We start from the raw sequence: 22015 nt of genomic DNA, 5'->3' as shown, positions 1-22015 counted from the left end.
GATGAGCACAAAGCCAATCAGCCAAGGGAACAGAGAAAAACATAAACCACTGATTTTACATGATTAAGCATAACGCCCTGTTAAGGGGTGAGCAACGCAATACCAATGCCGCCGCATACCACCTTAATCACTTAAACCAACGCATAGTGAAGATGCCACGCGTTGCGAATCCCTCTTGAACAGTTTGTTAAATATACTAAGCAGCTGCTGGGTCTTGTCTTTCAGCCAACCAAGCATCAAAAGCAGCTCTTTGTTTGTCATACAATATGCGCTCGTATGTAGCAGGATCATGAGAATATAAGGCATGACGAATTACGGTAAACGGATTAAACTGATGTTTTGTTGTACCCTCCGAGCCTAACTGCATTTCAAATTCTCTTACTATATCAAGGCTATTGGCTATCACCCCCCTAAACTCTTCAACCGTAATTTTCTTATATCCCATAACTTCTTCTACAAAGCCGTCAACTTTATGAGATTGAAACTTGAAACCTTCAAAGAAGGTAGAAACAGCCGAACCAAAGTTAAATACATCAAGAGGTCTAGCAGCAATTGAATCATTACTGTCAGCTTGAGCCTGCAGTTTCTCGGTTTCTTCTCTTATACTAAGGAACTCTCTATCAGCTAGCTCGAATAACGCAGCCAAAGTATTAATACGTCTTTTTAATTCTGGCGGGATTGACTTTTTATACTTAATCTTATGATCCAACACACTCCAAGCATCTTGAACTATAGTTCTGATTTGCACTTCAAAGCTTAGATCTCGATATAGGATATACTCTTTCATTCCTGAACGAGGCTCTTGCAATTGCAAGTCCATATGTAACCCTTTATATCCAAATACATCTTCTTTACTTTCTATATCGAGTATCTTGTTAGTTTCATCTATTACAGAGAACTCATCTTTAAGTATATCTCTTACTTTAATTACATCCTTTTCATATAAGCAGACAACTCTCAAGCCAAGGACATCTGTGATGTAATCTTTTATTTCATAACTAGTTTCACTTTCCTCAAGCTTCGCCTGATATTTGCGTGAAAACTTTTTGATGCACTCTTCTCGGTCTTTAACTCGTCCTGACACAAGTGATATGGAAACACCTTCCGTCACTAATATTGAGTTAATAATACTAACAAAACTATCTTTAGCTTTTTCTAAAACATCGTGATTATCGTTATAGAACTCTCTAAACTTTTGCTTTTCAACTTCAAAATCTAATGATGCCATAGTTTCTCCTTGTATATTTAACGCCTTGTTAAGGTGTGAGGCACGCAATACCGATGCTTCCGCATAACACCTTAACCACCAAAACCAACGCATAGTAAAAATGCCACGCGTGCCGAATCACTCTTGAACAATTTGTTAGCATACTTTTTCAATGCTCATAGACCTTTAAGTGATTCTCTTAGTTTATCCATAGTTTGAATTCCAAGTTCACTACTAACCCAACCGTACTGGTCTCCATGAAACCTAGGGAAAATATGCAAATGGTAGTGATCGAGTTCGTTGAAATAAGGTGCCTCTCCATTGTTTTGCATAAAGCCGATACCATCGGGATTGAACTTAGCTTCTATACGTTTATATAAATCTCTTGCAACGTCGGTGATCTCAAAAAACACAGACTCAGGCAGGTCAATGAATGTACGGTATTGAGTCTTAGGACAAATTAAAATATGCCCAAAGTTGATTGGATCATGATCTGCAAAAGCTATAACTTGGTCAGATTCGTACACGATGACCGAGTCAATTTCACGATTACCAATTTGTTCGACTATCGTAGCCATCTGAACTCCTATCAAAGTATGCTAACGCTTTCTATACGGCGATTTGCCGTTTTTCTGGCAGACTATCGCCTTCTTTCTTATCAAAAGCGCTATCAATCGTAGCACTTATATATATGAAACAAATAGAAAAACAGTATGAATATGTGTGGTAGCGCGCGCAATTAGGCGGCGCACAGCACGCTAATTTCAAAAGTGGTGATACATTAACGGATCTGTATAAATAAACAGGTTAATTTATCATGAAAAGTCAGTTTTTACTTAGTGTAAAAGAGCACATGCTTACTCGTCATTATGCGAATAAAACTATCGAAAGTTATCTATTTTGGATAAAACGCTTTATCACTTTTCACCAGCTTGCACACCCATCAACACTAGCAGAAGATGATGTCATTCAATTTCTGAGTTACTTAGCGGTAGAAGAAAAAGTTGCGGTAAAAACGCAAGCTTTGGCGCTGAACTCAATATCATTTTTATATCGTGATTATTTCAAAACCCCACTATCACTTGATATGAGATTTCAGAAATCCTTGACCGAAAAGAAACTTCCCGTTGTGTTATCCAGGGAGGAGATCCGAAGATTCGTTCAGCATATCGACCCGAGGTATAGGCTCCATATTCAGCTTCTTTACGGCTCCGGGCTTCGAGTTATGGAATGTTTACGCTTAAGAGTTCAAGATATCGATTATGATTATGGTGCAGTTCGCGTTTGGCAAGGAAAAGGAGGTAAAAATCGTACAGTCACATTAGCCAAAGAACTGCATGAACCACTCAAAGCTCAAGTTAATTTAGCAAGAAACTATTACTTTAAAGATAGACACATGCCTGGTTATGCGGGCGTATACATCTCTGAAGGTTTACGACGTAAATACCCAAAAGCGGAGCTAGATTTTAACTGGCACTTTTTGTTTCCATCAACAAAGTTAAGCGCAGATCGAGACACTGGTGAACTCAGAAGGCATCATATCAATGAAAGCGCAATACAAAGAGCAGTAAAGCGCGCGGCAAGCGACGCAAGCATTGAGAAAACTGTAACTTGCCACACACTAAGACACAGTTTTGCCACGCACTTATTGGAATCTGGCGCAGACATTAGAACTGTTCAGGAACAATTAGGGCATACTGATGTAAAAACCACGCAAATCTATACTCACGTTATCGAGCGCGGGGCTGGCGGTGTGTTGAGTCCATTATCCAGCCTTTAGAAAAACAAAGCCACCTCGAAAGGTGGCTTTGCTTTATAACTCGTTATTGACGAACACCGAGTTTCACATTGCCTTTTGAATCAAACCAAAGTGCTTGCGAACGGCGACGTCCTATTAGTATCGGACCATCGTCATAAAAGAGAAAGTTCTTCCAGTGCTTTTTAAAAATAGACCATTTCGTTTCGATGACATTGTACTTCTCGTAGCAAAAGTAAACGGTCACATCGTCTTGCCAATCGATATGTGCCTCAACTTCCGCTGGCATGTCAGGATCATCCGACTCCCACGCAGCCATCCAATCCACAGTTTCAGACCAATTCGCCTCATTCATTGGCCAGTCTTGGGAACTAAGTCTATCCATATCAGGGCTTTGAGCACTGATATTTTCTTTCCAAAATTGTGCTGAACGGGCTTGGTTCATCGGCTTAATAAAAGCCAAATCTTCTTCTGGCACAGGCATCGACTGATGCGTAAAAATCCATTTTCTTTGGTATTCATCCAAAGGCAAATAAGACATTCAGTCTCCTTTATTACGATTTCAGCCAACCTTTCTCTGTGGCTTCTTCAATCAACTCTTTCGCTTTGTCCCATAAGGTAACAGAGCCAAATTCAATTCGTTTATTAATGGTAAGTGCTTGTTCGCGTGAGACACCATGTTCCTTCCAACTCTGACCATTATTATGGTAGTTCAAGAGCATTGGAATTAATCGATCGAGTGCTTTTGCATACTTAGCATCATCGGTCTGCGCGGCTTCAAATTCATGCCAAAGCGCCAATAGCTCTTGCTCCTGATCGCTGGGTAACATACCAAACAAGCGCTCTGCAGCTCTAATTTCTTTTTCTGCTTGCTCTTGAGACGCAGCAGTATCATAAACAAAGGTATCGCCCGCGTCGATCTCTACTACGTCATGTATCAATAACATTTTCATCACTCGGCAAATATCAACAGGTGCATTCGCATGCTCTTCCATCAATATTGCCATCAGTGCGACATGCCAACTATGCTCACCACTATTTTCGAGGCGCCCTTCAGCACTTTTAACTCGAGTTCGGCGCAAAATGCTTTTGAGTTTATCGAGCTCGATTACAAGTGCTAACTGCTTTTCCAATCGTTCCATACTATCGCCCTTCTTGCTGCCAATTCGGATTAATAAGCGACGTTAGAACGTGGTCTTGCCACTCACCATTAATCAAAAGGTAATCTTTTGCATACCCTTCTCGGTTGAACCCTACATGCTCTAGCACAGATTCACTGCGTTTATTGTGAGGCATGTAGCCAGCTTGAATACGATGCAGTTTCTGAACGTTAAACATGTAGTCGCAAGCCATGGTTAATCCACGACGCATATAACCATGCCCTTGCGCTTTTTCAGCGAGAGAATATCCGACGTTACAAGAATAAAAAGGAAAACGACTCAAACTACTAAAGGATATCGTACCTAGCATTTCACCCGAAGAGGCTCTGACTAAAAGGCAATAATACCCCAATCCCATTCGATGCAGCTCATTGAGCTTGATAAGCTTTTGCAACCAACCGTTCACTGAGAAAAAAGCCTCTTCACGTTTCGGTTCAAACGGTTTCAGGTATTCTCGGTTCGCTTGAAAATATTCGGCAATCATATCTGCGTCACCGATTTCAGCGGTACGAAGAAGCAAGTCACCGTCCAACATATGAACGGCGATAGATGAGCTGTTATCTTCCATTACAAATGATTAATTCCGTCTTTTCGTTCAATTCGATTAATTCTTACGGATACCGTAATCACGCAGTTTGTTAGCGATTGAGGTATGCGATACATTTAAGCGCTTAGCAAGCTTACGGCTTGATGGGAATGACTGATACAAACGTTCCAGAACTTGAGATTCATAATCACGCATGATCTCATCCAAAGAACCGTCGATGTTAAGCGTTGCACTACCAGCGCCGACTGACTGAGGCTGAGGTAAATTGAAGTGACCCGCGTTTAGTATATCACCATCCATTTCCGTGAGCGCTCGAAGAACCATGTTATCCAGCTGGCGCATGTTTCCTGGCCACTGATAATTTGCAAGGGCATCAACTAGACCATCATCAAACTCTGGCTTATCAATCCCAAGCTGTTGAGCATGTTTCGCCACAAACAACTCAAGCAATGGTGCAACGTCGTTTGAGCGCTTACGTAACGGAGGAATGCTGAGCGTAAGTACGTTGAGACGATAATACAAATCTTCACGGAACATTCCTGCTTCAGAAAGCTCGGCAAGGTTATGTTTTGTTGAAGCGATGATACGAACATCGACATGCATCTCATCTTCTGCACCGACACGACGGAAATTACCATCCTGTAGAAAACGTAACAGCTTGATTTGAAGGTGCGAACTCATTTCACCGATTTCATCAAGAAATACCGTGCCGCCATTTGCTTGCTCAAAGATGCCTTTGTGGCCTTGTTCATGATTGAATGAACCCGGCGCATGACCAAAAAGTTCGGTTTCTGCTACATCGTCAGGCATCGAAGCACAACTCAAAACTAGGAATGGCTTGCTCGCGCGGCTAGAACGGCTGTGGCAAGCTTTAGCAAGCATTTCTTTACCAGTCCCCGTTTCGCCCTCAATCAACAATGGTTGGTCAAGCACAGACAGCTTTTTAGCTTGGTTCATTAGTGCTTTATGACGGTTCGATATACCAACAAAGTGCTCAAAACCCAGAGGATTATGCAGCGGTAGTGCTTCTTCAATTCTGGCAACTTGCTGACTAGAGCGAATCGTCATTAGAGTACTCGCTAGAGTCGAGTTTTGCGCTTCGTCTCGGATATAAACGGGCATCAACTCTAGAACATAGTCCAAGCCATCAATCACAAGGTTTTCCCGCGTTCGACCATTAACACCTTCAGACCAACGAGAGAAACGAACACTTGGTAACAAAGCACCGATTTGAGTACCAATCACTTCTTGCTTGTGAAGGCCAAGCAATGAAAGTGCAGACATGTTTGCCATGTCTACGGCACCTTTAAGATCAATGGCAAAAACCGGATCGGGCAAGTTATCAACTAACGAGAGCAGCTCCGTATTGTGGCGCTCCATCGGCATAAACTGGATTTTACGTACGTCTTTCACCCCCGGAATACGGCGGATTTCAGCCATCAGCTCACTAAACGTATCAAAATCAATATCCGGGCAATTCAAATAGATAATACCGCTAATATCGATTTCGATACCACGCAAGTCGATGCTTTTAGACGCTAAAATATCGAGCAGTTCTCGGGTCAAGCCGAGTCGATCTTCACATAAGACTTCAAGACGCACTTAAAATATCCCAATTCACAACTGTCAGGAAAAGTTGACAGTAGTTTCTATCATGCTTGGAATGGCGTCAAGCAATCCTATCCATCAAAGTTGATATTCGTTACGGTTTCATCGTAATTGATGCAACTTTCGCCGCCACTGCCTTGCGTATGGTGCCCAACTTAACCTGACGGTCAGGATACCAGGGTAGTGGACGCAATAAGGTCATCGCTTTCAAGCCCAAACGTGCCGTTAGAATACCAACACCTAGCCCCTGCCCTGCACGAGCAGAAACTTTGCCAGCAAGATCCATCGACATCAAATCCATACTGGCATCAATAGCGAGCTCACTGGCTCCAGCCGCCGCCATATTGACAAATACCGCTCTTAGTAACTTGATGCGAGAGGCATAACCTAGCTCTACCCCATATACTTTGGAGAGGTTGTCGATCATTTTGAAATTTCTCCACGCCACCAGCAACATATCAGCGGCAGCCAGAGGGCTCACGGCAACTAGGGCCGCACACTCGGTTGCGTGCTGTGATACGATTTTCGTTGCCAACTTGTCTTGTTGGCTCACCACCATCGAGTCATACATATCAAGAATTTCAGCGTCACTATGAGCAGGGTTAATACTGTTCTGCCAACGATCAAAGCCCGGATTCTCTGCCATCACACCACTTTGTTCTGCTACGGTTTCACAAAAGGCTTTCCCTTTCCCAACGCTCTCACTATTAACAAGTGCTTCTGCTTCTTCTTGAACACTAAAATGATTTCGTAGTTTTCGTAGTTTCCAAAGCTCTTTACCCATAGCTCCTAAACCAAGCGAAGCGATCGCAGCAATAAACCCCGTCCAGCTTAAGGCCAGCCAATCAGAAGCCTGAATTGCGGTTATAACCGAGTCCACCGCTTGCCAGCCAACCAGACCAGCAAAAGTTGCAAATGCGCCAGTCGCAAGCCATTTTCTGCCCGATTTTGGACGAATGACATGCTCGAGTTGCAATTCCTGTTCGGTCTCCTGGTGCGCTTCTTTAACTTCAACTGGTACAAATGTTTCTTTTTCGCCGAATGTTTGCTGCGCCGTCAATTCCGGTTGATTCGATTGCTGATCTTTTTCCATTACCTTTTCAGAGAAAACTTGTTTTTGCTTCAACTCACTCATTTCAATTTATCTCCAATCAGGTAATCCAGTGCTTTGTCTAAGCGTATGTGCTTCACTGGCTCATCATTCGGTGAGGGCATCGGACGAAACGACGTAAAATCAAACCCGTTGTTTTGCCAATAAGCTGCATTTGGTAGCTTTTTCGGCACCTCTCCGGGAAACATAGTCATCGGCTCACCACCCAATGTTGTTCCTTGTAACGCCGGGATGGTCTTATCTCCAGAGGAAATAAACCCCGTCGTGGTTGCTTGGATGGAAGCGATACTCATGCAGCTCATCTCAATATTCTCGTAGGCTGCCGTTTGCCATGCTGGATGCACCATTTGTTGGAGCAGAGACACCAAATTTGGGTGCTGATCGGGCGTGATATGATCCGCTTTTGTAGCAGCAAACAACACTTTGTCGATTTTTGGTGAGAACAAACGACGCAAAAAGCTACTACGACCATAACGGAAGCTATGCATGATCTGTTCTAGCGCTTGGCGCATGTCGTAAAACGCTTCATCACCAGCATTGAGAGGCTGCAAACAATCCACCAGTACAATCTGGCGATCGAAGGTCGCAAAATGATGCTTATAAAACGCTTTCACTACTTTTTGTTGGTATTCCTGAAAACGGGCTTCTAGCATCGCTAAGTTACTGCCCTTGGGCGCTTTGCTTTCCGAATCAGCACGACACGGAAAAAACTGTAGCACCGGCGCGCCTGCTAGCTCACCAGGTAATACAAAGCGGCCAGGCTGAACCCAATGAAGGCCAGAGTCTTTACAAGAATGAAGGTACTCTGTGTATGTGTGTGCAACTTTCTCAAGTAGTTTCTCATTCACTTCTGTACAGAGATCTACTTTCTCCAGTTCAGAAAGCCAAGCTTTGGCTAAATCGCCACGCTGGCCTTTAAGTGCATCAAACTGAGTTTGCGACCACGTTGCAAAGTCCATGTCCAATAAAGGCAGGTCGAGCAACCACTCTCCTGGATAGTCGATAATATCAACATTTAAAATTGCGGTTTTACTCAACAGCTTTTTCGTAGTTTTATTTGGTTTGTACTTGAGCGCTAAGCGAATCTCACTCACATCACGTGTCGGTACTGGCCACTGAGGTGGAGTGGCATGAATTTGGCTCATCGCCTCATCGTAAGCAAAGCGTGGCACCATCATATTCGATTGAGGCTCACGTTTCGCCCCAATAAGGCGCTTATCTCTAGCCGCAGTCAAAAGAGGCAAATTGTCATGGGTTGCAGTATGAAGAAGCTGATTCACTAATGACGTGATGAATGCCGTCTTACCGGCACGAGAAAGTCCGGTGACAGCAATTCGAACATTAGAGTCCATACCTCTGTTGATAAAGTCATTAACTTCTTTCTTTATTCTCTTCATTACGCTTCTTTATCTTACTCCACTTTAAAACAACGTTGTCAGCGACTTCGAATTTCGAGCTACGAATACTGTTCTATCCCGAATTCTATGAGTTTAACTTTATATACCTTAATAAAAGATGAACAAAACATCCGGCTTGATGCTGTATTAAAAAAAGAAAAGCCCCTGAGTGGTTCAGAGGCTTACTTAATCTACAGCATTAGTAACTCTATATGCGCTGATTACTATGTTAAACAGGAACCCGCTTTCTTTAAGCCTAGTCGTCTTCGATCAACTTATAGATAACAAATAGAGCGATTTCTAAAATCAGCCACAACACACATGTGATGGTCACGTACTTTTCATCAAAGATGCTGATACCGTGAAGAATCAAGTCATAGCCAACAAAGCCACCTATCACTACAGCAAGAATAATTTGTAGAATCTGAATAAAACGAGGCATGCCGTCTCCTAATTATTGTTCGCATAACGTTTGATTGCTATGCCTAAAGGTTTATATCCTTAATTATATAGACAAAAAGTGCAGGTTTCGCTGCACTTTTGTCAATTGTTTGCTAGGTAAATCAGCACCTTGTCACATTCTCTCTGCTGAGACGCAGCAAGATTGCCCTTTGCCTTATGCTTCCATCTCTTGAATTTTCACTTTCCAAGTGTCTGGACCAATTTGGTGCGCGTTAACACCATTTGAGTCGACAGCCACTGTTACTGGCATATCTTCAACTTCAAATTCGTAAATCGCTTCCATACCTAAATCTTCAAATGCGACAACGCGAGCTTTCTTGATCGCTTTCGCCACCAAGTACGCAGCGCCACCGACAGCCATTAGGTAAACCGCTTTGTGATTCTTGATAGATTCAACCGTTGCAGGGCCACGCTCAGCTTTACCGATCATGCCCATGATGCCGGTCTTTTCTAGCATCATGTCGGTGAATTTATCCATACGCGTAGATGTTGTTGGGCCAGCAGGACCAACGACTTCATCACCAACTGCATCGACAGGGCCTACGTAGTAAATGAACTTACCGTTGAGATCTACGCCTTCAGGTAGACCTTCACCGTTATCTAGCATGCCTTGAATACGTTTATGCGCAGCATCACGACCAGTCAGAATTTTACCTGATAGAAGAACCGTTTCGCCTGTCTTCCACTCTTGTACTTCTTCTTTAGTAATTGTGTCTAAGTTTACGCGACGCGTATTTTCGCCCGCTTCCCAAGTGATGTCTGGCCAATCTTCTAGTTTAGGTGGTGTTAGCTCTGCTGGGCCGCTACCATCAAGCGTGAAGTGTACGTGACGAGTCGCCGCACAGTTCGGGATCAAACAAACAGGCTTAGAAGCCGCGTGCGTTGGCGCAGTTTTGATTTTAACGTCGACAACAGTCGTCAAACCGCCAAGACCTTGCGCACCGATACCAAGTTTGTTCACGCGATTGAATATATCAAGACGAAGCTCTTCTTCTGCGTTTTGTGGACCACGGTCGATAAGATCTTGAATATCGATATGCTCCATCAGAGATTCTTTTGCCAGTACCGCTGCTTTTTCAGCCGTACCGCCAATACCAATGCCAAGCATGCCAGGAGGACACCAGCCCGCCCCCATTGTTGGTAGCGTTTTTTCTACCCACTCAGCAATATCGTCAGATGGGTTTAGCATCACCATCTTAGTTTTGTTTTCACTACCGCCGCCCTTCGCAGCGATCTGAATTTCAACTTTATCGCCCGGAACCATGTTGATATGTACGACGGCAGGCGTGTTGTCTTTGGTATTAATACGTTTACCGGCAGGATCCATAAGTACTGACGCACGCAACGGGTTATCAGGGTTCGTGTACGCTTGTCGAACACCTTCATCTACCATCTGCTGAACCGTCATGTCGGTCGAATCCCATTGCACGCCCATACCGATGTTGACGAAACACGTCACAATACCAGTATCCTGACAAATTGGACGGTGACCTTCTGCGGACATTCGGGAGTTAATTAAGATCTGAGCAATCGCGTCTTTAGCGGCTTGGCTCTCTTCGCGGTGATAGGCTTTTTCAAGAGCTTGAACAAAGTCTAGCGGGTGGTAGTAAGAAATATACTGTAGCGCATCAGCGACACTGCTGATCACATCCTGCTTGCGTATTACCGTCATTACATGCCTCGTTATAGTTATGCTTCCATTATTGGCTTGGCTTCAATCGTGTTTGTTGAGCTTATTGCTCTTTTGAGCTTCGTTTTTTATAAACAATTGTCGAACGGCTGATATCGACACACGAAACGCTGAAGTTGCCTACTTGTAAACCATCTCAAAACCCTATGAATAGAGGGAGTTTGGCTACACAGAGGAATATGATACTCTTGCTGCCCATGACATGCCATGCAGTGAACGATCTCTTTGTCACAAATTACACAAATGAACAACATGGACAATCAATTCATTGATTTTAAAGCGCTGGAATACGCACCAGAGTTTGCTCTTCACCTTTTTTCTCGCATTCAACACCTACCTTGGGCGATGTTGCTGCGTTCTGCATCAAAAACGCATATCGATAGCCGCTTCGATGTATTGGTTGCCAACCCAATTGCAACGTTAGAAACCACTGCCGACAACACACAAGTTGAAACGCCATCGAATGCCTATTCAACTCAAGATGACCCATTTGCGCTGCTTCATCAGATGCAAGAACAGTGGCTTCCTCACGTAGAGTTAAATAAAGAATTGGATTTGCCTTTTGTCGGCGGTGCGCTAGGATACTTCAGTTACGATTTAGGTCGCCGCGTAGAAACGATGCCAGAAGTGGCAGAAAAAGATCTCAACACGCCGGATATGGCGGTAGGTCTGTATGAATGGGCCGTCGTTGTTGACCACAAGCTTAAAAAAGCATGCTTAGTCGGTCAGAACATCGAGCAAGCTTGGCAATGGTTAAACGAGCAAAAAGCAGAACAAACCGTTGACTTCGCTTTGTCTGGTGCTTGGCAGTCAAACATGACAAAAGAGAGCTACGCCACTCGCTTTGACAAGGTGCAAGAATACTTGTTGAGCGGTGACTGTTATCAGATCAATTTGGCGCAACGCTTTAACGCGCCGTATCAAGGCAGTGAGTGGCAAGCGTATCTAAAATTAGAGTCCGCCAACCAAGCGCCATTTTCCGCTTTTATCCGTATGCCTGAGTCTTCGATTTTGAGTATCTCTCCAGAGCGCTTTTTAGAGCTCAAAGATCGCGTCATTGAAACAAAACCAATCAAAGGTACTCGCCCACGCAGCGAAGATCCAAAGAAAGATAACGCTAATGCCCATGACTTGCAGACAGCGGAAAAAGATCAGGCAGAAAACCTGATGATTGTCGATTTGCTGCGTAATGATATTGGTCGAGTTGCATCACCGGGTAGCGTTCACGTGCCAAAGTTGTTCGATATTGAAAGCTTCCCTGCCGTGCATCATTTGGTGAGCACCATTCATGCAAATTTGGATGAACAATACGCTCCTGCGGATTTGCTGCGAGCGTGTTTTCCAGGCGGTTCAATTACGGGAGCACCTAAAGTTCGCGCAATGCAGATTATTGAAGAACTGGAGCCGCATCGACGCAGCGCGTATTGCGGCAGTATTGGCTACATTTCACGCCATGGTCGTATGGACACCAGCATTACTATCCGAACTCTTGTAGCGGAAAAAAACAAACTTTACGCTTGGGCTGGCGGCGGCGTCGTGGCAGATAGCGATTGCGCCTCTGAGTATCAAGAAACGTTGGATAAGCTTTCAAAGATTTTGCCAGCGCTGCAATCGTAGGTTTCAACAGCACACAACGCCGCTTTAATGCTATTGACGAAAACAATCCGCCTCCAGAACGGATAATGCCGCTCATTTAACAGCGAGTGGCATATTTCTGTATCTCATCACCCTGCACAGCGACGAAAGAGCGTGATACAGGTTCTTCTATTCAAGCACTTTGTGGTCAAATTTGTTTCATTACCCGCTCATCGTGCTGCTACTAGATTCTTAGTCTCGCCAAGGCTCGCTAGAATGACCCAAAAAACATCGTTAAATGATCGGCATTATCCAGTGTGGTGCGTTTTTTTGTGTGTTTTATTTGCATGTACTTTAGCTTTTAGCCGTTGGCCAACAAACATACTTTTTAAGAGGCAGCGTCTACTGCTCAAGCCACTTACACATAATCTGTTCGATATCGGTTGCGGTGTACGGCTTAGTGAGGATGTCGTCCATGCCTGAATCAATGCACTTTTGACGCTCTTCGATGGTAGTGCCAGCGGTTAATGCAATAATTGGATGAGTAAAGCCACGCTCTCTCAGATACATCGTCGCCTCATAACCATCCATTTCAGGCATTCGGCAGTCCATGAATATCAGTTCGTAGTCTTTACTTTTCACCGCTTCTAATGCTTCTTTGCCGTTGGCTTTTAAATCAGGTGTAATGTCGAGTTTTTTCAGCATTTGAGTAACAATGACTTGATTCATTCTGATGTCATCAACCACTAATATTGAGCGTCCTGCTAAATCGCTTCGCTCTATGGTGACCAATTCCCCCTCTGCTGTGCCTTGTGCTTGCCCTTCCTCAAGAGGAATAGCAACTTTAAAAGTTGTCCCTTTGCGCTCTTCACTCTCAAAGCTAATTTGACCTTGCATCAAATCCACGAGGTTTTTACAAATCGCGAGACCTAAACCTGAGCCTTCAAAGCTGCGTTTCGCCGAGCGATCAACTTGGACAAATGGATCAAATAGTGACGGCTGTGCTTTTAGTGGGATGCCAATACCAGTGTCTTCAACCTCAAAATAAGCCGTGCCGTTAAGCCATTCCACCCGTAACACGACGCCACCCAAGTGAGTAAACTTAATCGCGTTTCCCACCAAGTTAACCAAAATTTGTGTAATGCGCTCTAAGTCACCGACTAAAAATTCCGGGATCCCCAGCTTTTTGTCGATAGAGAAATGGATACGTTTTTCCGCAGCCTTAGCTGCAAATACACCCATGATGGCTTTTTCAAGCTCCTCCCAGGCAAAGACTTTATGTATGATTTCCATCATACCGGCATTCATCTTACTGAAATCAAGAAGATCATTAATGATAACTCTCAATAAGTCCCCTGATTGAGTCAGATTGCTCAAGTATTGACGCTGCTCTTCTTCTAATTGGGTTCGACTCAATAACTCCGCACTACCCAATACGCCATTGAGAGGAGTTCGCAGCTCATGGTTAATCATGGCGACAAACTCCTTCGTCGCTTTTTCTGATTCCTCAGCCCGCTTTCTCAGCTCGACCTCTCGCTCTAAACTTAAGTGTCGACCAATAACACCATGAACTAAGTCAGACACGAGCTCCATCTGTTTGGAAATAAAAGACTGATCGATTTGATCTTGCAACACAGAGAAAATCAACTCCCCAACCGTTTCCCCATCAATGATAACTGGCAAATGCAAATTCTCTCCCTGCCAATTAGGAGAGGTTAAAATCTCGTTGTTATGACGAAGCTGTAAGTGACCAAAGTGATGACGACGCAATGAGCTCAGCTTTGTAGCGTCAAGAAACAAGTAAGCCGCAGAAATGATCGAGTTAGAAGTGAGCTGCTCAATAAAGCTCGCTATCATTGCTTCATCGAACGTGCTCGATAAAAAAGTACGACCGAACTTAATCAACGTGGCATCAATTTGCTCTTCAAACTCAAACTTACGAAGATCCTTTTTAGATTTCAGCTCCAGCTTTTTCAATGCAACACTGAGTTGCTGGTTGGATTCATATAACTCTAAGCTTTTCTGTTCCAACAGCTGCTCAGCTGCTTTTCTTGATGCAACTTCTCGTTTGAGTTTCCTTTCTAATGAGGAACTTCCCGTCATATCGTTCTTATTGAGCCTCTAACCAAAAACGTACTTTGCTGCCATCTTCTGACTGGTTTTGATGTTTGATATGAACTACCTCACCAAAATGTGCAGCACAACCTTTTATCAATCCTAAGCATACGTGAGACATACATCTTGCGCTGTGGTAGTCAAATACCAATTGGGATTGGTTTTCACTAATGAAATCAAATTGCGGAGGGTTAGCATCAGGATAGAGCTTCTTAACTTCGACATGAATAAAGTCTTCAACATGGCGAACAAATTGAAACGTCGTTTCACACTGTTGCAAACTGGCGTGACTAGGAATGGAGCGAAGTAAATTCAAAAAGACGCACTCTCCAAACACTTCTTGCAGTTGCTCGGGGGGAACACCAGATACTTTACTGAGATTCACGATCAACTTAACCAAGTCTTTGTGATCGTAACTACCAACAGCGGTGTAAACACCTTCATCGTTAGAAAGGTCGAGAACTTGGTCTAACACATCAAGACCGAATTTCTCTTCTACTAACTCCATGAACTCGGTGAAAATAATCCCTTTCATTGGCCAATGCTTGCCCTATAGTGACGTCCTAAAATAAAGAATGGTGTATAACCTTATAAGTTTCAAATTAATATGTTCAAGCAGAGTGAGACACACAACACAAAGAGGGAAAGTGCTGGCGAGTGTTTTAATGTGAATGCTTTATTTGGCAACCAGTAACGATAACGCCATACGCTTTGCCGTCTTTGAGTATAATAAATAATGGTTAGGCACGATAAATAAGGACTCAGTTTGGTTATCGACAAAACTCATTTACTACAGAACTTTCAATTTCGGCTTCCAACGGGCTACCACAAAGAGTCCCTTGCACGACTGAAATGGATGAAAGAAAAGTCCCTGAGAGATGCGGCAGTCTTAATCGGTTTTGTGGAACGCGATGACGGGTTACAAGTCATTCTGACTAAGCGTGCAGCCCACTTACGCCATCATCCGGGACAAATCAGCTTTCCCGGTGGCAAATATGAGCAGGAAGATATTCAGCTCGTGAATACCGCTTTAAGAGAAACCAAAGAAGAAGTTGGGATAGAAGATGAGCATATTCATGTGTTTGGTCAACTGCCTACACTACCAACGATTAGTCAGTTTAATGTGACACCTTTTTTGGCTTTTGTTTCTCCGGAATATAAAACGCATATTGACCCAAATGAAGTAGAGTCAGTTTTTGAGGTTCCTGCCAACCATATTCTGAACCCCAAAAAATTGTATAGCACCAAATTTGACCTAAAAAGAAGCAGTCATCGTGTATTTGCTATCCCATATAGACAGCATTTCATCTGGGGCATGACGGCACAAATTATCGAATCAATGCAAAAACATATTATTTCACATTAAACAGTTGTTGATATCGGTGCTTTTATAGGCGCGATCATTATGCGCATCAATATTAATAAAACGTTGCTTCATAAACATTCATTCACATTAGATTAATTTTCCATTTTCACCGCAAACGCTTGCGGTGAAATAAATTTATACAAACAGCCCTATTGATAAGTTTTTCTAATTTTACTCATTAGCAGAAATCACGAGTAGCACATCATTTTCGTGATAAAAAGCAGGTTTTTGACATATCATTCAATAAGCGTAAGCAATAAATGATTTAGATCTAATTTTCCTAGTGTAAAATCTTGCAAAATTACTCCCGACTTATTTCCTGTTCCCAAAATGAGTAACTAAAAAATGAATACAACTACTTCTGCGGTTTCTACCGCACAATCGTCTAGTAAGTTTTCTTACAAAGACTTTACCTGGTGTCTGTCCCTTTTTGGTACGGCAGTAGGTGCAGGTGTACTGTTCCTTCCTATTAAAGCAGGTGCAGGTGGCTTTTGGCCATTAGTAATCCTAGCCCTAATCGCAGCACCAATGACTTGGTTCGCACACAAATCTTTAGCTCGTTTCGTTCTTTCTGCGAAAAACCCTGAAGCGGACATCACCGACACAGTAGAAGAGCACTTTGGTAAGACTGGCGCAAACCTTATTACGTTCGCTTACTTCTTCGCTATCTACCCAATCGTACTTATCTACGGTGTTGGTATCACAAACACAGTTGACTCTTTCCTAGTTAACCAAATGGGCATGGAATCTATTCCTCGCTGGCTACTTTCTGGTGCACTTATTGCTGCAATGACAGCAGGCGTAGTATTCGGTAAAGAGCTTATGCTGAAAGCAACTTCAGCAATGGTTTACCCTCTCGTGTTCATCCTACTAGCACTGTCTGTATACCTAATTCCTGGTTGGAACACTTCAATGATGGAAGTGTCACCTGACTGGGGTGCAATGCCAGCTATCGTTTGGCTAGCAATCCCTGTTATTGTGTTCTCTTTCAACCACAGCCCAATCATTTCTCAGTTCTCTAAAGAGCAACGTCGTGTATACGGTGATGACGCAGTTAAGAAAACTGACGCTATCACCGGTGGCGCAGCAATGATGCTGATGGGCTTTGTTATGTTCTTCGTTTTCTCTGTTGTACTTTCTCTGTCTCCAGAGCAACTAGCAACGGCGCAAGAGCAAAACATCTCTGTTCTCTCTTACCTAGCAAACGTGCATGAATCTCCACTGATCTCTTACATGGGTCCATTGGTTGCTTTCGCAGCGATCACCTCTAGCTACTTTGGCCACTTCTTGGGTGCGCACGAAGGTCTAGTTGGTCTAGTGAAATCTCGTTCAAAATCACCAGTAAGTAAGATCGAGAAGATGTCTCTAATCTTCATTGTAATCACAACTTGGATCGTTGCTATCGTTAACCCAAGCATCCTAGGTATGATTGAAACAATGGGTGCACCGATGATTGCGGCAATCCTATTCTTGATGCCAATCTTCGCAATGCAAAAAGTTCCTGCGATGGCTAAGTACAAAACTTCAGCACCTGTGCAAATTTTCACAGCAATCTGTGGTCTTGCTGCAATTAGTTCTGTAATCTACGGCGCTCTTTAATCATCTCTGCCCAGTGCAGTATGATTAATCCAAAAATATAACGATAAAATTAAGCCTCCCAACTCCCCTTGGGAGGCTTTCTTCTGAGGTAATCGATATGATTAGTGTTTTTGATATCTATAAAATCGGTGTTGGACCTTCAAGCTCACACACTGTAGGCCCAATGAAAGCGGGTAAAGAGTTTATTGATGATCTTCGTGCAATGGGAAAACTGCGCGACATCACTAAAATCACCGTTGACGTTTATGGATCACTATCACTGACAGGGAAAGGTCACCACACAGATATTGCTATCATCATGGGTCTTGCAGGCAACACTCCTGAGAAAGTTGATATCGATTCTATCCCGGGCTTTATCGCTCGTGTAGAAGAAACTGAACGCCTTCCTGTTGGCATGCACTGTCACACAGTATCGTTCCCACGTGAAGGTGGAATGAACTTCCACAAAACAAACCTAGAGCTACACGAAAACGGCATGCAGATCCACGCTTGGATTGATGACGAAAAAGCGTACTCAAAAACTTACTACTCTATCGGCGGTGGTTTCATCGTTGATGAAGAAAATTTCGGTAAAGAAGCTGAAAACCCAGTAAAAGTACCTTACCCGTTTACAACGGCAGAGGAACTGGTTAACCAATGCCACGAAAGTGGATTGTCCATCAGCGCACTAACCATGAAGAATGAGCATGCGCTTCATTCAGATGAAGAAACTCGTACTTATTTCGCGAACATCTGGCGCACAATGCGCGAGTGTATGGATCGCGGTATGAATGAAGAAGGTATTTTGCCTGGTCCACTACGCGTGCCTCGTCGTGCAGCAGCACTTCGCCAGCAGCTACTTACTTCAGAAAAGACGACAAACGACCCAATGTCTGTTGTTGATTGGGTAAACATGTTTGCTTTCGCAGTAAACGAAGAGAACGCAGCTGGTGGCCGCGTAGTAACGGCACCAACTAACGGTGCGTGTGGCATCATCCCTGCGGTACTGGCTTACTACGATAAGTTCATCCAAACTGTGACTGAAAAAGATTACATCCGTTACTTTGCAGCTTCTGGCGCAATCGGAGGTCTTTACAAGCGTAACGCGTCTATCTCTGGTGCAGAGGTTGGCTGTCAGGGTGAAGTTGGCGTGGCATGTTCTATGGCAGCAGCAGGCCTTGCTGAGCTTATGGGTGGTAGCCCAGAGCAAGTATGTATGGCAGCAGAAATCGCGATGGAGCACAACTTAGGTCTAACGTGTGACCCAGTTGCAGGTCAGGTTCAGGTTCCATGTATCGAGCGTAACGGTATTGCGGCAGTAAAAGCAATCAACTCAACTCGCATGGCACTACGTCGCTCTTCAGCTCCAACTGTTTCTCTAGATAAGGTTATCGAAACCATGCTAGAAACAGGTAAAGACATGAACGCGAAATACCGCGAAACATCTCAAGGTGGTCTAGCAATCAAAGTGATTTGCTAATACGACTTTCTGAATACCAATCAAAACCCGAGTTTATGCTCGGGTTTTTTTATACCCCAAAAACCTAGGAGAATACGTTATCAGGACAAGTAAAAAAAAACCTAAAACGTTGAATATATCCAAATATTATGGATATCTCAGTAAAAAATCACATCTCTTCCCTAGCTTTATTGATAACGTAGCCAAAAATTAAACTTGGAGCACATCAACACATGATTAGGTTTGAAATTGGAAACCAAATCTGCGTTTGCTTGTCCGAAAACGAAATATCTCTAGAGCTCAATCAGTCACTCCACCACTCCATTCCTGTCAACCCAAATGAGTACGCCATTCTGTCAACTATCGCCACATACGGCAGTTTAAATACGCCGATTAGTCAGCGGTTAATAGAAAGCAAAATCACTCAACAATACAAAATGACACTGCCTGAAAATGGCTTTAAAAACGCGGTGGCCGCTCTAAGAAAGAAATTTCGCAAGCTCACGGAAGAACATTTAACCACTAACAAAAACATTATCGAAAACATTCACCGGACCGGATACTTCATTCCTTTTACTATGCAAAATAACCATCAGAATGGCATCGAACATCAACAGAAGATCAATCAATACACAACCAATAGTCTTCGCAAAGCGCTTCGTATTTGCCTGCGTAATAAAAAGATCTATTCAGAAGCAATGTGGGTTGTGTTGATCACTGCGATCATTTTCTTTGCTATCTGTTACTACGCGATAAACAGCATCGTTAAACATAATTATCTGGATAACGCCTTCGAAATTGCAGAGAACCTTTCCCGCAGGAGTTGCTTTGCTAATGAAAGCGAACTGAAGTCACTATTTGATAATGTGAAGTTGGTGGAGTCGAGCATGATGCTAGATCGTTTCAATATTCGATGCTTAGTCACTCCAGAAACCGTTGTCCCTGTCAGCAAAAAAGCGTTTGAAGAGTGGAGTAACAATAGCAATTACACTACCCAATCATTTGACTTAAATAACGCAACTGTTTTGGTTCGTGTTAAAAACATTAACTTATCCGACAATGTTGAAAATCATATTTCACGTTTTTTTCTTTCCGGTATGAAGCTATCAACGAATACCGGAACGTCGTTAGAGATTGGTAACACCAATGAACGCTTTTTCAATTATCACGTAAAGAATAGTGGCTATAAAGAGGTGTATTACATCTCTGGGCCGTTTCAAAGTATCATTCTACTGAGCTTACTTTTTCTCATTATACTGCGTCACCGCTCCCTACAAGCCTTTATGGCTTACTTGTGCGCAATTCGACAGTTCAAAATAAAACTGGAGCCGATTTATAACACTTCGGCACAAAAGATTGTGCACTACGAAGCCCTCTCCCGGTTTAAGGTAAAAAATACGCAACGGTTTATTGAAACACTGATCCGCAATGGATTGCTGCTAACTCATACCTTACTGGTGATTGATTCCATCTACACCAAACAAAAAGCGTTGCCCATCCCTATCAGCATTAACGTTTGTCCTTCTTTGCTGCGAGGGCGTAACTTTTCAATCCTATATAGAGAGCTATCTAATCGGGATTGCCGTTTGCTGACAATCGAAATCACAGAAAATGCATCGATGTACTATACCTCTGAGATTTATGACAATGTCGCGAAACTAAAAGCTCTGGATTGTAAAATCAGTATTGATGACTTTGGCACCGGCAATAATAATGTGGCGCTTATCAGCAAGCTGAATCCGGACTACCTCAAAATCGACCGAGAATTTGTTATTGGCCTAAAATCTGATGATAAAAAGATAGAAACCTTGCGTCAGTTAATTGCTATGGGCAATACGTATCGCTGCACGGTCATTGTTGAAGGCGTAGAAACGGCAGACAGTGCTCACTTACTCACAACATTGGGCGCCTATATTCACCAAGGTTATTATTACCCTCTTCATTGCTAGCTTTTCTTCACTCGGTTAGTTACTTAAAATAGATCTAATACTCTATAAAAACTCGTGGTGGCATAAAGGTATGCCGCCAATTTGTGATTGAGCGATGATTGCGATTAAACCCACCAAACTGAAAGATTTTTCAAGCTTGATGCAATTGGATGTGCAAGAAGAGCAAAAAGGATTTTTTACACCGTTTGAAATGGCTTATCAAAAACGTAGTAAGTCAGAGGCGTTCTTTACGATTTATTCTGATGATCTATTAGTAGGCTATCTTGTTATCGATAAAGGTTTCTCCCAACATGCGCCGTTTGCTAAACGATACGAACTGGAGCTTAAGTACTTGATGATTGATCAACGTTTCCAACGTCAAGGGGTTGGGAGTGAGGCATTGCGTAAACTGTTCCTTTATGCGTATACCATTAACCCTAAAAGCACCTCTCTTTGCGCCACTGTTCCACAAAGTCAGCAATACGCTATCAGTTTTTTTGATGCGTGCGGATTCATTAATACAGAGGAAACAACATTGGGTGATAATGAAAAAGAATGGATTCTACGACACCCATTAAGCTAACTGGTGAAGCATAATCAAAATTGGGCCATTCAGATACAACAAAGGCAAGCTTCTCGCTTGCCTTTGTTTAATGCTCAATAGAAAGTGACTTATTCGCCTTTGTAAATACAACCCGCTGTGCACGTTTCTTTGATTTCTACTTTACTTAGCAGTGGTAAGCTTGGCTTAAGCTGCTGCCAAATCCATTTTGCTAACACTTCGCTAGTCGGGTTCTCTAACCCTTCAATGTCGTTTAGGTAGTAATGGTCTAAGCGATTGTAAATTGGTTTAAACGCAGCTTTGATCTCTGCAAAATCCACTACCCAACCTGTATGTGGATCAACTTCACCTTCTACATAAAGACGAACAAGGAAAGAGTGTCCGTGCAAACGACCACACTTGTGACCTTCTGGTACGTGTGGCAAATGGTGTGCTGCTTCGAACATAAACTCTTTGTATAATTCTGTTTTCATCTTGATTCTCAGGCTTTAAAA

20 protein-coding genes are annotated in these 22015 nt (G+C 43.1%); 7 read left to right on the top strand and 13 right to left on the bottom strand.

The annotated features are described in order from the left end of the window. Positions 1-196: 196 nt before the first annotated feature. Positions 197-1228 (bottom strand): GTP pyrophosphokinase family protein, encoded by a 1032-nt coding sequence (locus R7Z78_RS15755; protein WP_169644203.1) that lies wholly within the window; start codon positions 1226-1228, stop codon positions 197-199. Between the two features lie 155 nt (positions 1229-1383). Continuing rightward, complete coding sequence (locus R7Z78_RS15750; protein WP_047104302.1) at positions 1384-1785, bottom strand: HIT family protein; 402 nt, start codon at positions 1783-1785, stop codon at positions 1384-1386. 239 nt (positions 1786-2024) lie between these two features. Between R7Z78_RS15750 and R7Z78_RS15745 the strand changes: the two genes are divergently transcribed. Beyond that, positions 2025-2987 carry an integron integrase gene (locus R7Z78_RS15745; protein ID WP_104975438.1) on the top strand — a complete coding sequence of 321 codons (963 nt, stop codon included), beginning with the start codon at positions 2025-2027 and terminating at the stop codon, positions 2985-2987. Positions 2988-3030: 43 nt separating this feature from the next. Here the strand turns inward: R7Z78_RS15745 and R7Z78_RS15740 are convergent, their stop codons facing one another. The 8 genes from R7Z78_RS15740 to R7Z78_RS15705 all read right to left on the bottom strand — a co-directional run bounded on the left by R7Z78_RS15740 (position 3031) and on the right by R7Z78_RS15705 (position 10920). After that, the gene (locus tag R7Z78_RS15740; RefSeq protein WP_104975439.1) at positions 3031-3504 is read right to left on the bottom strand and encodes a DUF2947 domain-containing protein; all 474 of its coding nucleotides are present in this window, start codon (positions 3502-3504) and stop codon (positions 3031-3033) included. 13 nt (positions 3505-3517) lie between these two features. After that, positions 3518-4105, bottom strand: a complete 588-nt coding sequence (locus R7Z78_RS15735; RefSeq protein ID WP_005376917.1) for an HD domain-containing protein — start codon at positions 4103-4105, stop codon at positions 3518-3520. Position 4106: 1 nt separating this feature from the next. Beyond that, on the bottom strand, positions 4107-4691 hold the full coding sequence (gene rimJ, locus R7Z78_RS15730) for a ribosomal protein S5-alanine N-acetyltransferase (RefSeq protein WP_025767303.1): 585 nt from the start codon (positions 4689-4691) through the stop codon (positions 4107-4109). A 36-nt stretch (positions 4692-4727) separates the two neighbouring features. Then, a complete protein-coding gene (gene tyrR / locus R7Z78_RS15725) occupies positions 4728-6272 on the bottom strand; it encodes a transcriptional regulator TyrR (RefSeq protein ID WP_047103197.1) in 1545 nt (514 codons plus the stop codon). 100 nt (positions 6273-6372) lie between these two features. After that, entirely contained in the window at positions 6373-7413 is a 1041-nt protein-coding gene (locus R7Z78_RS15720; RefSeq protein WP_017636096.1) for a YcjF family protein, read from the bottom strand. Then, positions 7410-8786, bottom strand: a complete 1377-nt coding sequence (locus R7Z78_RS15715) for a YcjX family protein (protein ID WP_104975440.1) — start codon at positions 8784-8786, stop codon at positions 7410-7412. Before R7Z78_RS15715 ends, R7Z78_RS15720 begins: the two co-directional genes overlap by 4 nt. Before the next feature lie 256 nt (positions 8787-9042). Further along, on the bottom strand, positions 9043-9228 hold the full coding sequence (locus R7Z78_RS15710) for a hypothetical protein (protein ID WP_005376906.1): 186 nt from the start codon (positions 9226-9228) through the stop codon (positions 9043-9045). Positions 9229-9402: 174 nt separating this feature from the next. Next, positions 9403-10920 (bottom strand): fumarate hydratase, encoded by a 1518-nt coding sequence (locus R7Z78_RS15705; protein ID WP_104975441.1) that lies wholly within the window; start codon positions 10918-10920, stop codon positions 9403-9405. 270 nt (positions 10921-11190) lie between these two features. Here R7Z78_RS15705 and pabB point away from each other — a divergent pair, with 270 nt between their 5' ends. After that, positions 11191-12555 carry an aminodeoxychorismate synthase component 1 gene (gene pabB / locus R7Z78_RS15700; protein WP_104975442.1) on the top strand — a complete coding sequence of 455 codons (1365 nt, stop codon included), beginning with the start codon at positions 11191-11193 and terminating at the stop codon, positions 12553-12555. A gap of 360 nt (positions 12556-12915) precedes the next feature. Here pabB and R7Z78_RS15695 read toward each other — a convergent pair whose 3' ends face one another. Together R7Z78_RS15695 and R7Z78_RS15690 are read right to left on the bottom strand one after the other, a co-directional pair. Further along, positions 12916-14616, bottom strand: coding sequence for an ATP-binding protein (locus R7Z78_RS15695; protein WP_104975443.1), 1701 nt, complete (start codon positions 14614-14616; stop codon positions 12916-12918). Between the two features lie 7 nt (positions 14617-14623). Next, entirely contained in the window at positions 14624-15163 is a 540-nt protein-coding gene (locus R7Z78_RS15690; RefSeq protein ID WP_005388282.1) for a heme NO-binding domain-containing protein, read from the bottom strand. A gap of 231 nt (positions 15164-15394) precedes the next feature. On the opposite strand from R7Z78_RS15690, the gene R7Z78_RS15685 reads away from it, so the two are divergent. From R7Z78_RS15685 to R7Z78_RS15665, 5 genes are all read left to right on the top strand, one after another. Beyond that, a complete protein-coding gene (locus tag R7Z78_RS15685) occupies positions 15395-15994 on the top strand; it encodes a CoA pyrophosphatase (protein WP_005376901.1) in 600 nt (199 codons plus the stop codon). A 345-nt stretch (positions 15995-16339) separates the two neighbouring features. Continuing rightward, entirely contained in the window at positions 16340-17593 is a 1254-nt protein-coding gene (locus tag R7Z78_RS15680) for an aromatic amino acid transport family protein (RefSeq protein ID WP_005388284.1), read from the top strand. Positions 17594-17690: 97 nt separating this feature from the next. Next, positions 17691-19052 carry an L-serine ammonia-lyase gene (locus tag R7Z78_RS15675; protein WP_005376899.1) on the top strand — a complete coding sequence of 454 codons (1362 nt, stop codon included), beginning with the start codon at positions 17691-17693 and terminating at the stop codon, positions 19050-19052. A 212-nt stretch (positions 19053-19264) separates the two neighbouring features. After that, complete coding sequence (locus tag R7Z78_RS15670; RefSeq protein ID WP_042522777.1) at positions 19265-20980, top strand: EAL domain-containing protein; 1716 nt, start codon at positions 19265-19267, stop codon at positions 20978-20980. A 94-nt stretch (positions 20981-21074) separates the two neighbouring features. Further along, positions 21075-21542, top strand: a complete 468-nt coding sequence (locus tag R7Z78_RS15665; RefSeq protein ID WP_017636099.1) for a GNAT family N-acetyltransferase — start codon at positions 21075-21077, stop codon at positions 21540-21542. 89 nt (positions 21543-21631) lie between these two features. Here the strand turns inward: R7Z78_RS15665 and queD are convergent, their stop codons facing one another. Next, positions 21632-21994, bottom strand: coding sequence for a 6-carboxytetrahydropterin synthase QueD (gene queD / locus R7Z78_RS15660; protein WP_005376896.1), 363 nt, complete (start codon positions 21992-21994; stop codon positions 21632-21634). Positions 21995-22015: the final 21 nt, after the last annotated feature.

Source organism: Vibrio sp. 1167, from assembly GCF_033340375.1.
GTDB classification, from domain to species: domain Bacteria; phylum Pseudomonadota; class Gammaproteobacteria; order Enterobacterales; family Vibrionaceae; genus Vibrio; species Vibrio alginolyticus.
This window is presented reverse-complemented; position numbering and strand designations above follow the sequence as displayed.

Bases quoted from the DNA above. Each gene is read 5' to 3' on its own strand.
- R7Z78_RS15740 (WP_104975439.1), bottom strand. From the start codon at position 3,504: ATGTCTTATTTGCCTTTGGATGAATACCAAAGAAAATGGATTTTTACG.
- R7Z78_RS15670 (WP_042522777.1), top strand. From the start codon at position 19,265: ATGATTAGGTTTGAAATTGGAAACCAAATCTGCGTTTGCTTGTCCGAA.
- R7Z78_RS15735 (WP_005376917.1), bottom strand. From the start codon at position 4,105: ATGGAACGATTGGAAAAGCAGTTAGCACTTGTAATCGAGCTCGATAAA.
- R7Z78_RS15715 (WP_104975440.1), bottom strand. From the start codon at position 8,786: ATGAAGAGAATAAAGAAAGAAGTTAATGACTTTATCAACAGAGGTATG.
- R7Z78_RS15705 (WP_104975441.1), bottom strand. From the start codon at position 10,920: ATGACGGTAATACGCAAGCAGGATGTGATCAGCAGTGTCGCTGATGCG.
- R7Z78_RS15720 (WP_017636096.1), bottom strand. From the start codon at position 7,413: ATGAGTGAGTTGAAGCAAAAACAAGTTTTCTCTGAAAAGGTAATGGAA.
- R7Z78_RS15695 (WP_104975443.1), bottom strand. From the start codon at position 14,616: ATGACGGGAAGTTCCTCATTAGAAAGGAAACTCAAACGAGAAGTTGCA.
- R7Z78_RS15675 (WP_005376899.1), top strand. From the start codon at position 17,691: ATGATTAGTGTTTTTGATATCTATAAAATCGGTGTTGGACCTTCAAGC.
- R7Z78_RS15710 (WP_005376906.1), bottom strand. From the start codon at position 9,228: ATGCCTCGTTTTATTCAGATTCTACAAATTATTCTTGCTGTAGTGATA.
- R7Z78_RS15665 (WP_017636099.1), top strand. From the start codon at position 21,075: ATGATTGCGATTAAACCCACCAAACTGAAAGATTTTTCAAGCTTGATG.
- R7Z78_RS15755 (WP_169644203.1), bottom strand. From the start codon at position 1,228: ATGGCATCATTAGATTTTGAAGTTGAAAAGCAAAAGTTTAGAGAGTTC.
- R7Z78_RS15745 (WP_104975438.1), top strand. From the start codon at position 2,025: ATGAAAAGTCAGTTTTTACTTAGTGTAAAAGAGCACATGCTTACTCGT.
- R7Z78_RS15750 (WP_047104302.1), bottom strand. From the start codon at position 1,785: ATGGCTACGATAGTCGAACAAATTGGTAATCGTGAAATTGACTCGGTC.
- R7Z78_RS15680 (WP_005388284.1), top strand. From the start codon at position 16,340: ATGAATACAACTACTTCTGCGGTTTCTACCGCACAATCGTCTAGTAAG.
- rimJ (WP_025767303.1), bottom strand. From the start codon at position 4,691: ATGGAAGATAACAGCTCATCTATCGCCGTTCATATGTTGGACGGTGAC.
- queD (WP_005376896.1), bottom strand. From the start codon at position 21,994: ATGAAAACAGAATTATACAAAGAGTTTATGTTCGAAGCAGCACACCAT.
- R7Z78_RS15690 (WP_005388282.1), bottom strand. From the start codon at position 15,163: ATGAAAGGGATTATTTTCACCGAGTTCATGGAGTTAGTAGAAGAGAAA.
- pabB (WP_104975442.1), top strand. From the start codon at position 11,191: ATGGACAATCAATTCATTGATTTTAAAGCGCTGGAATACGCACCAGAG.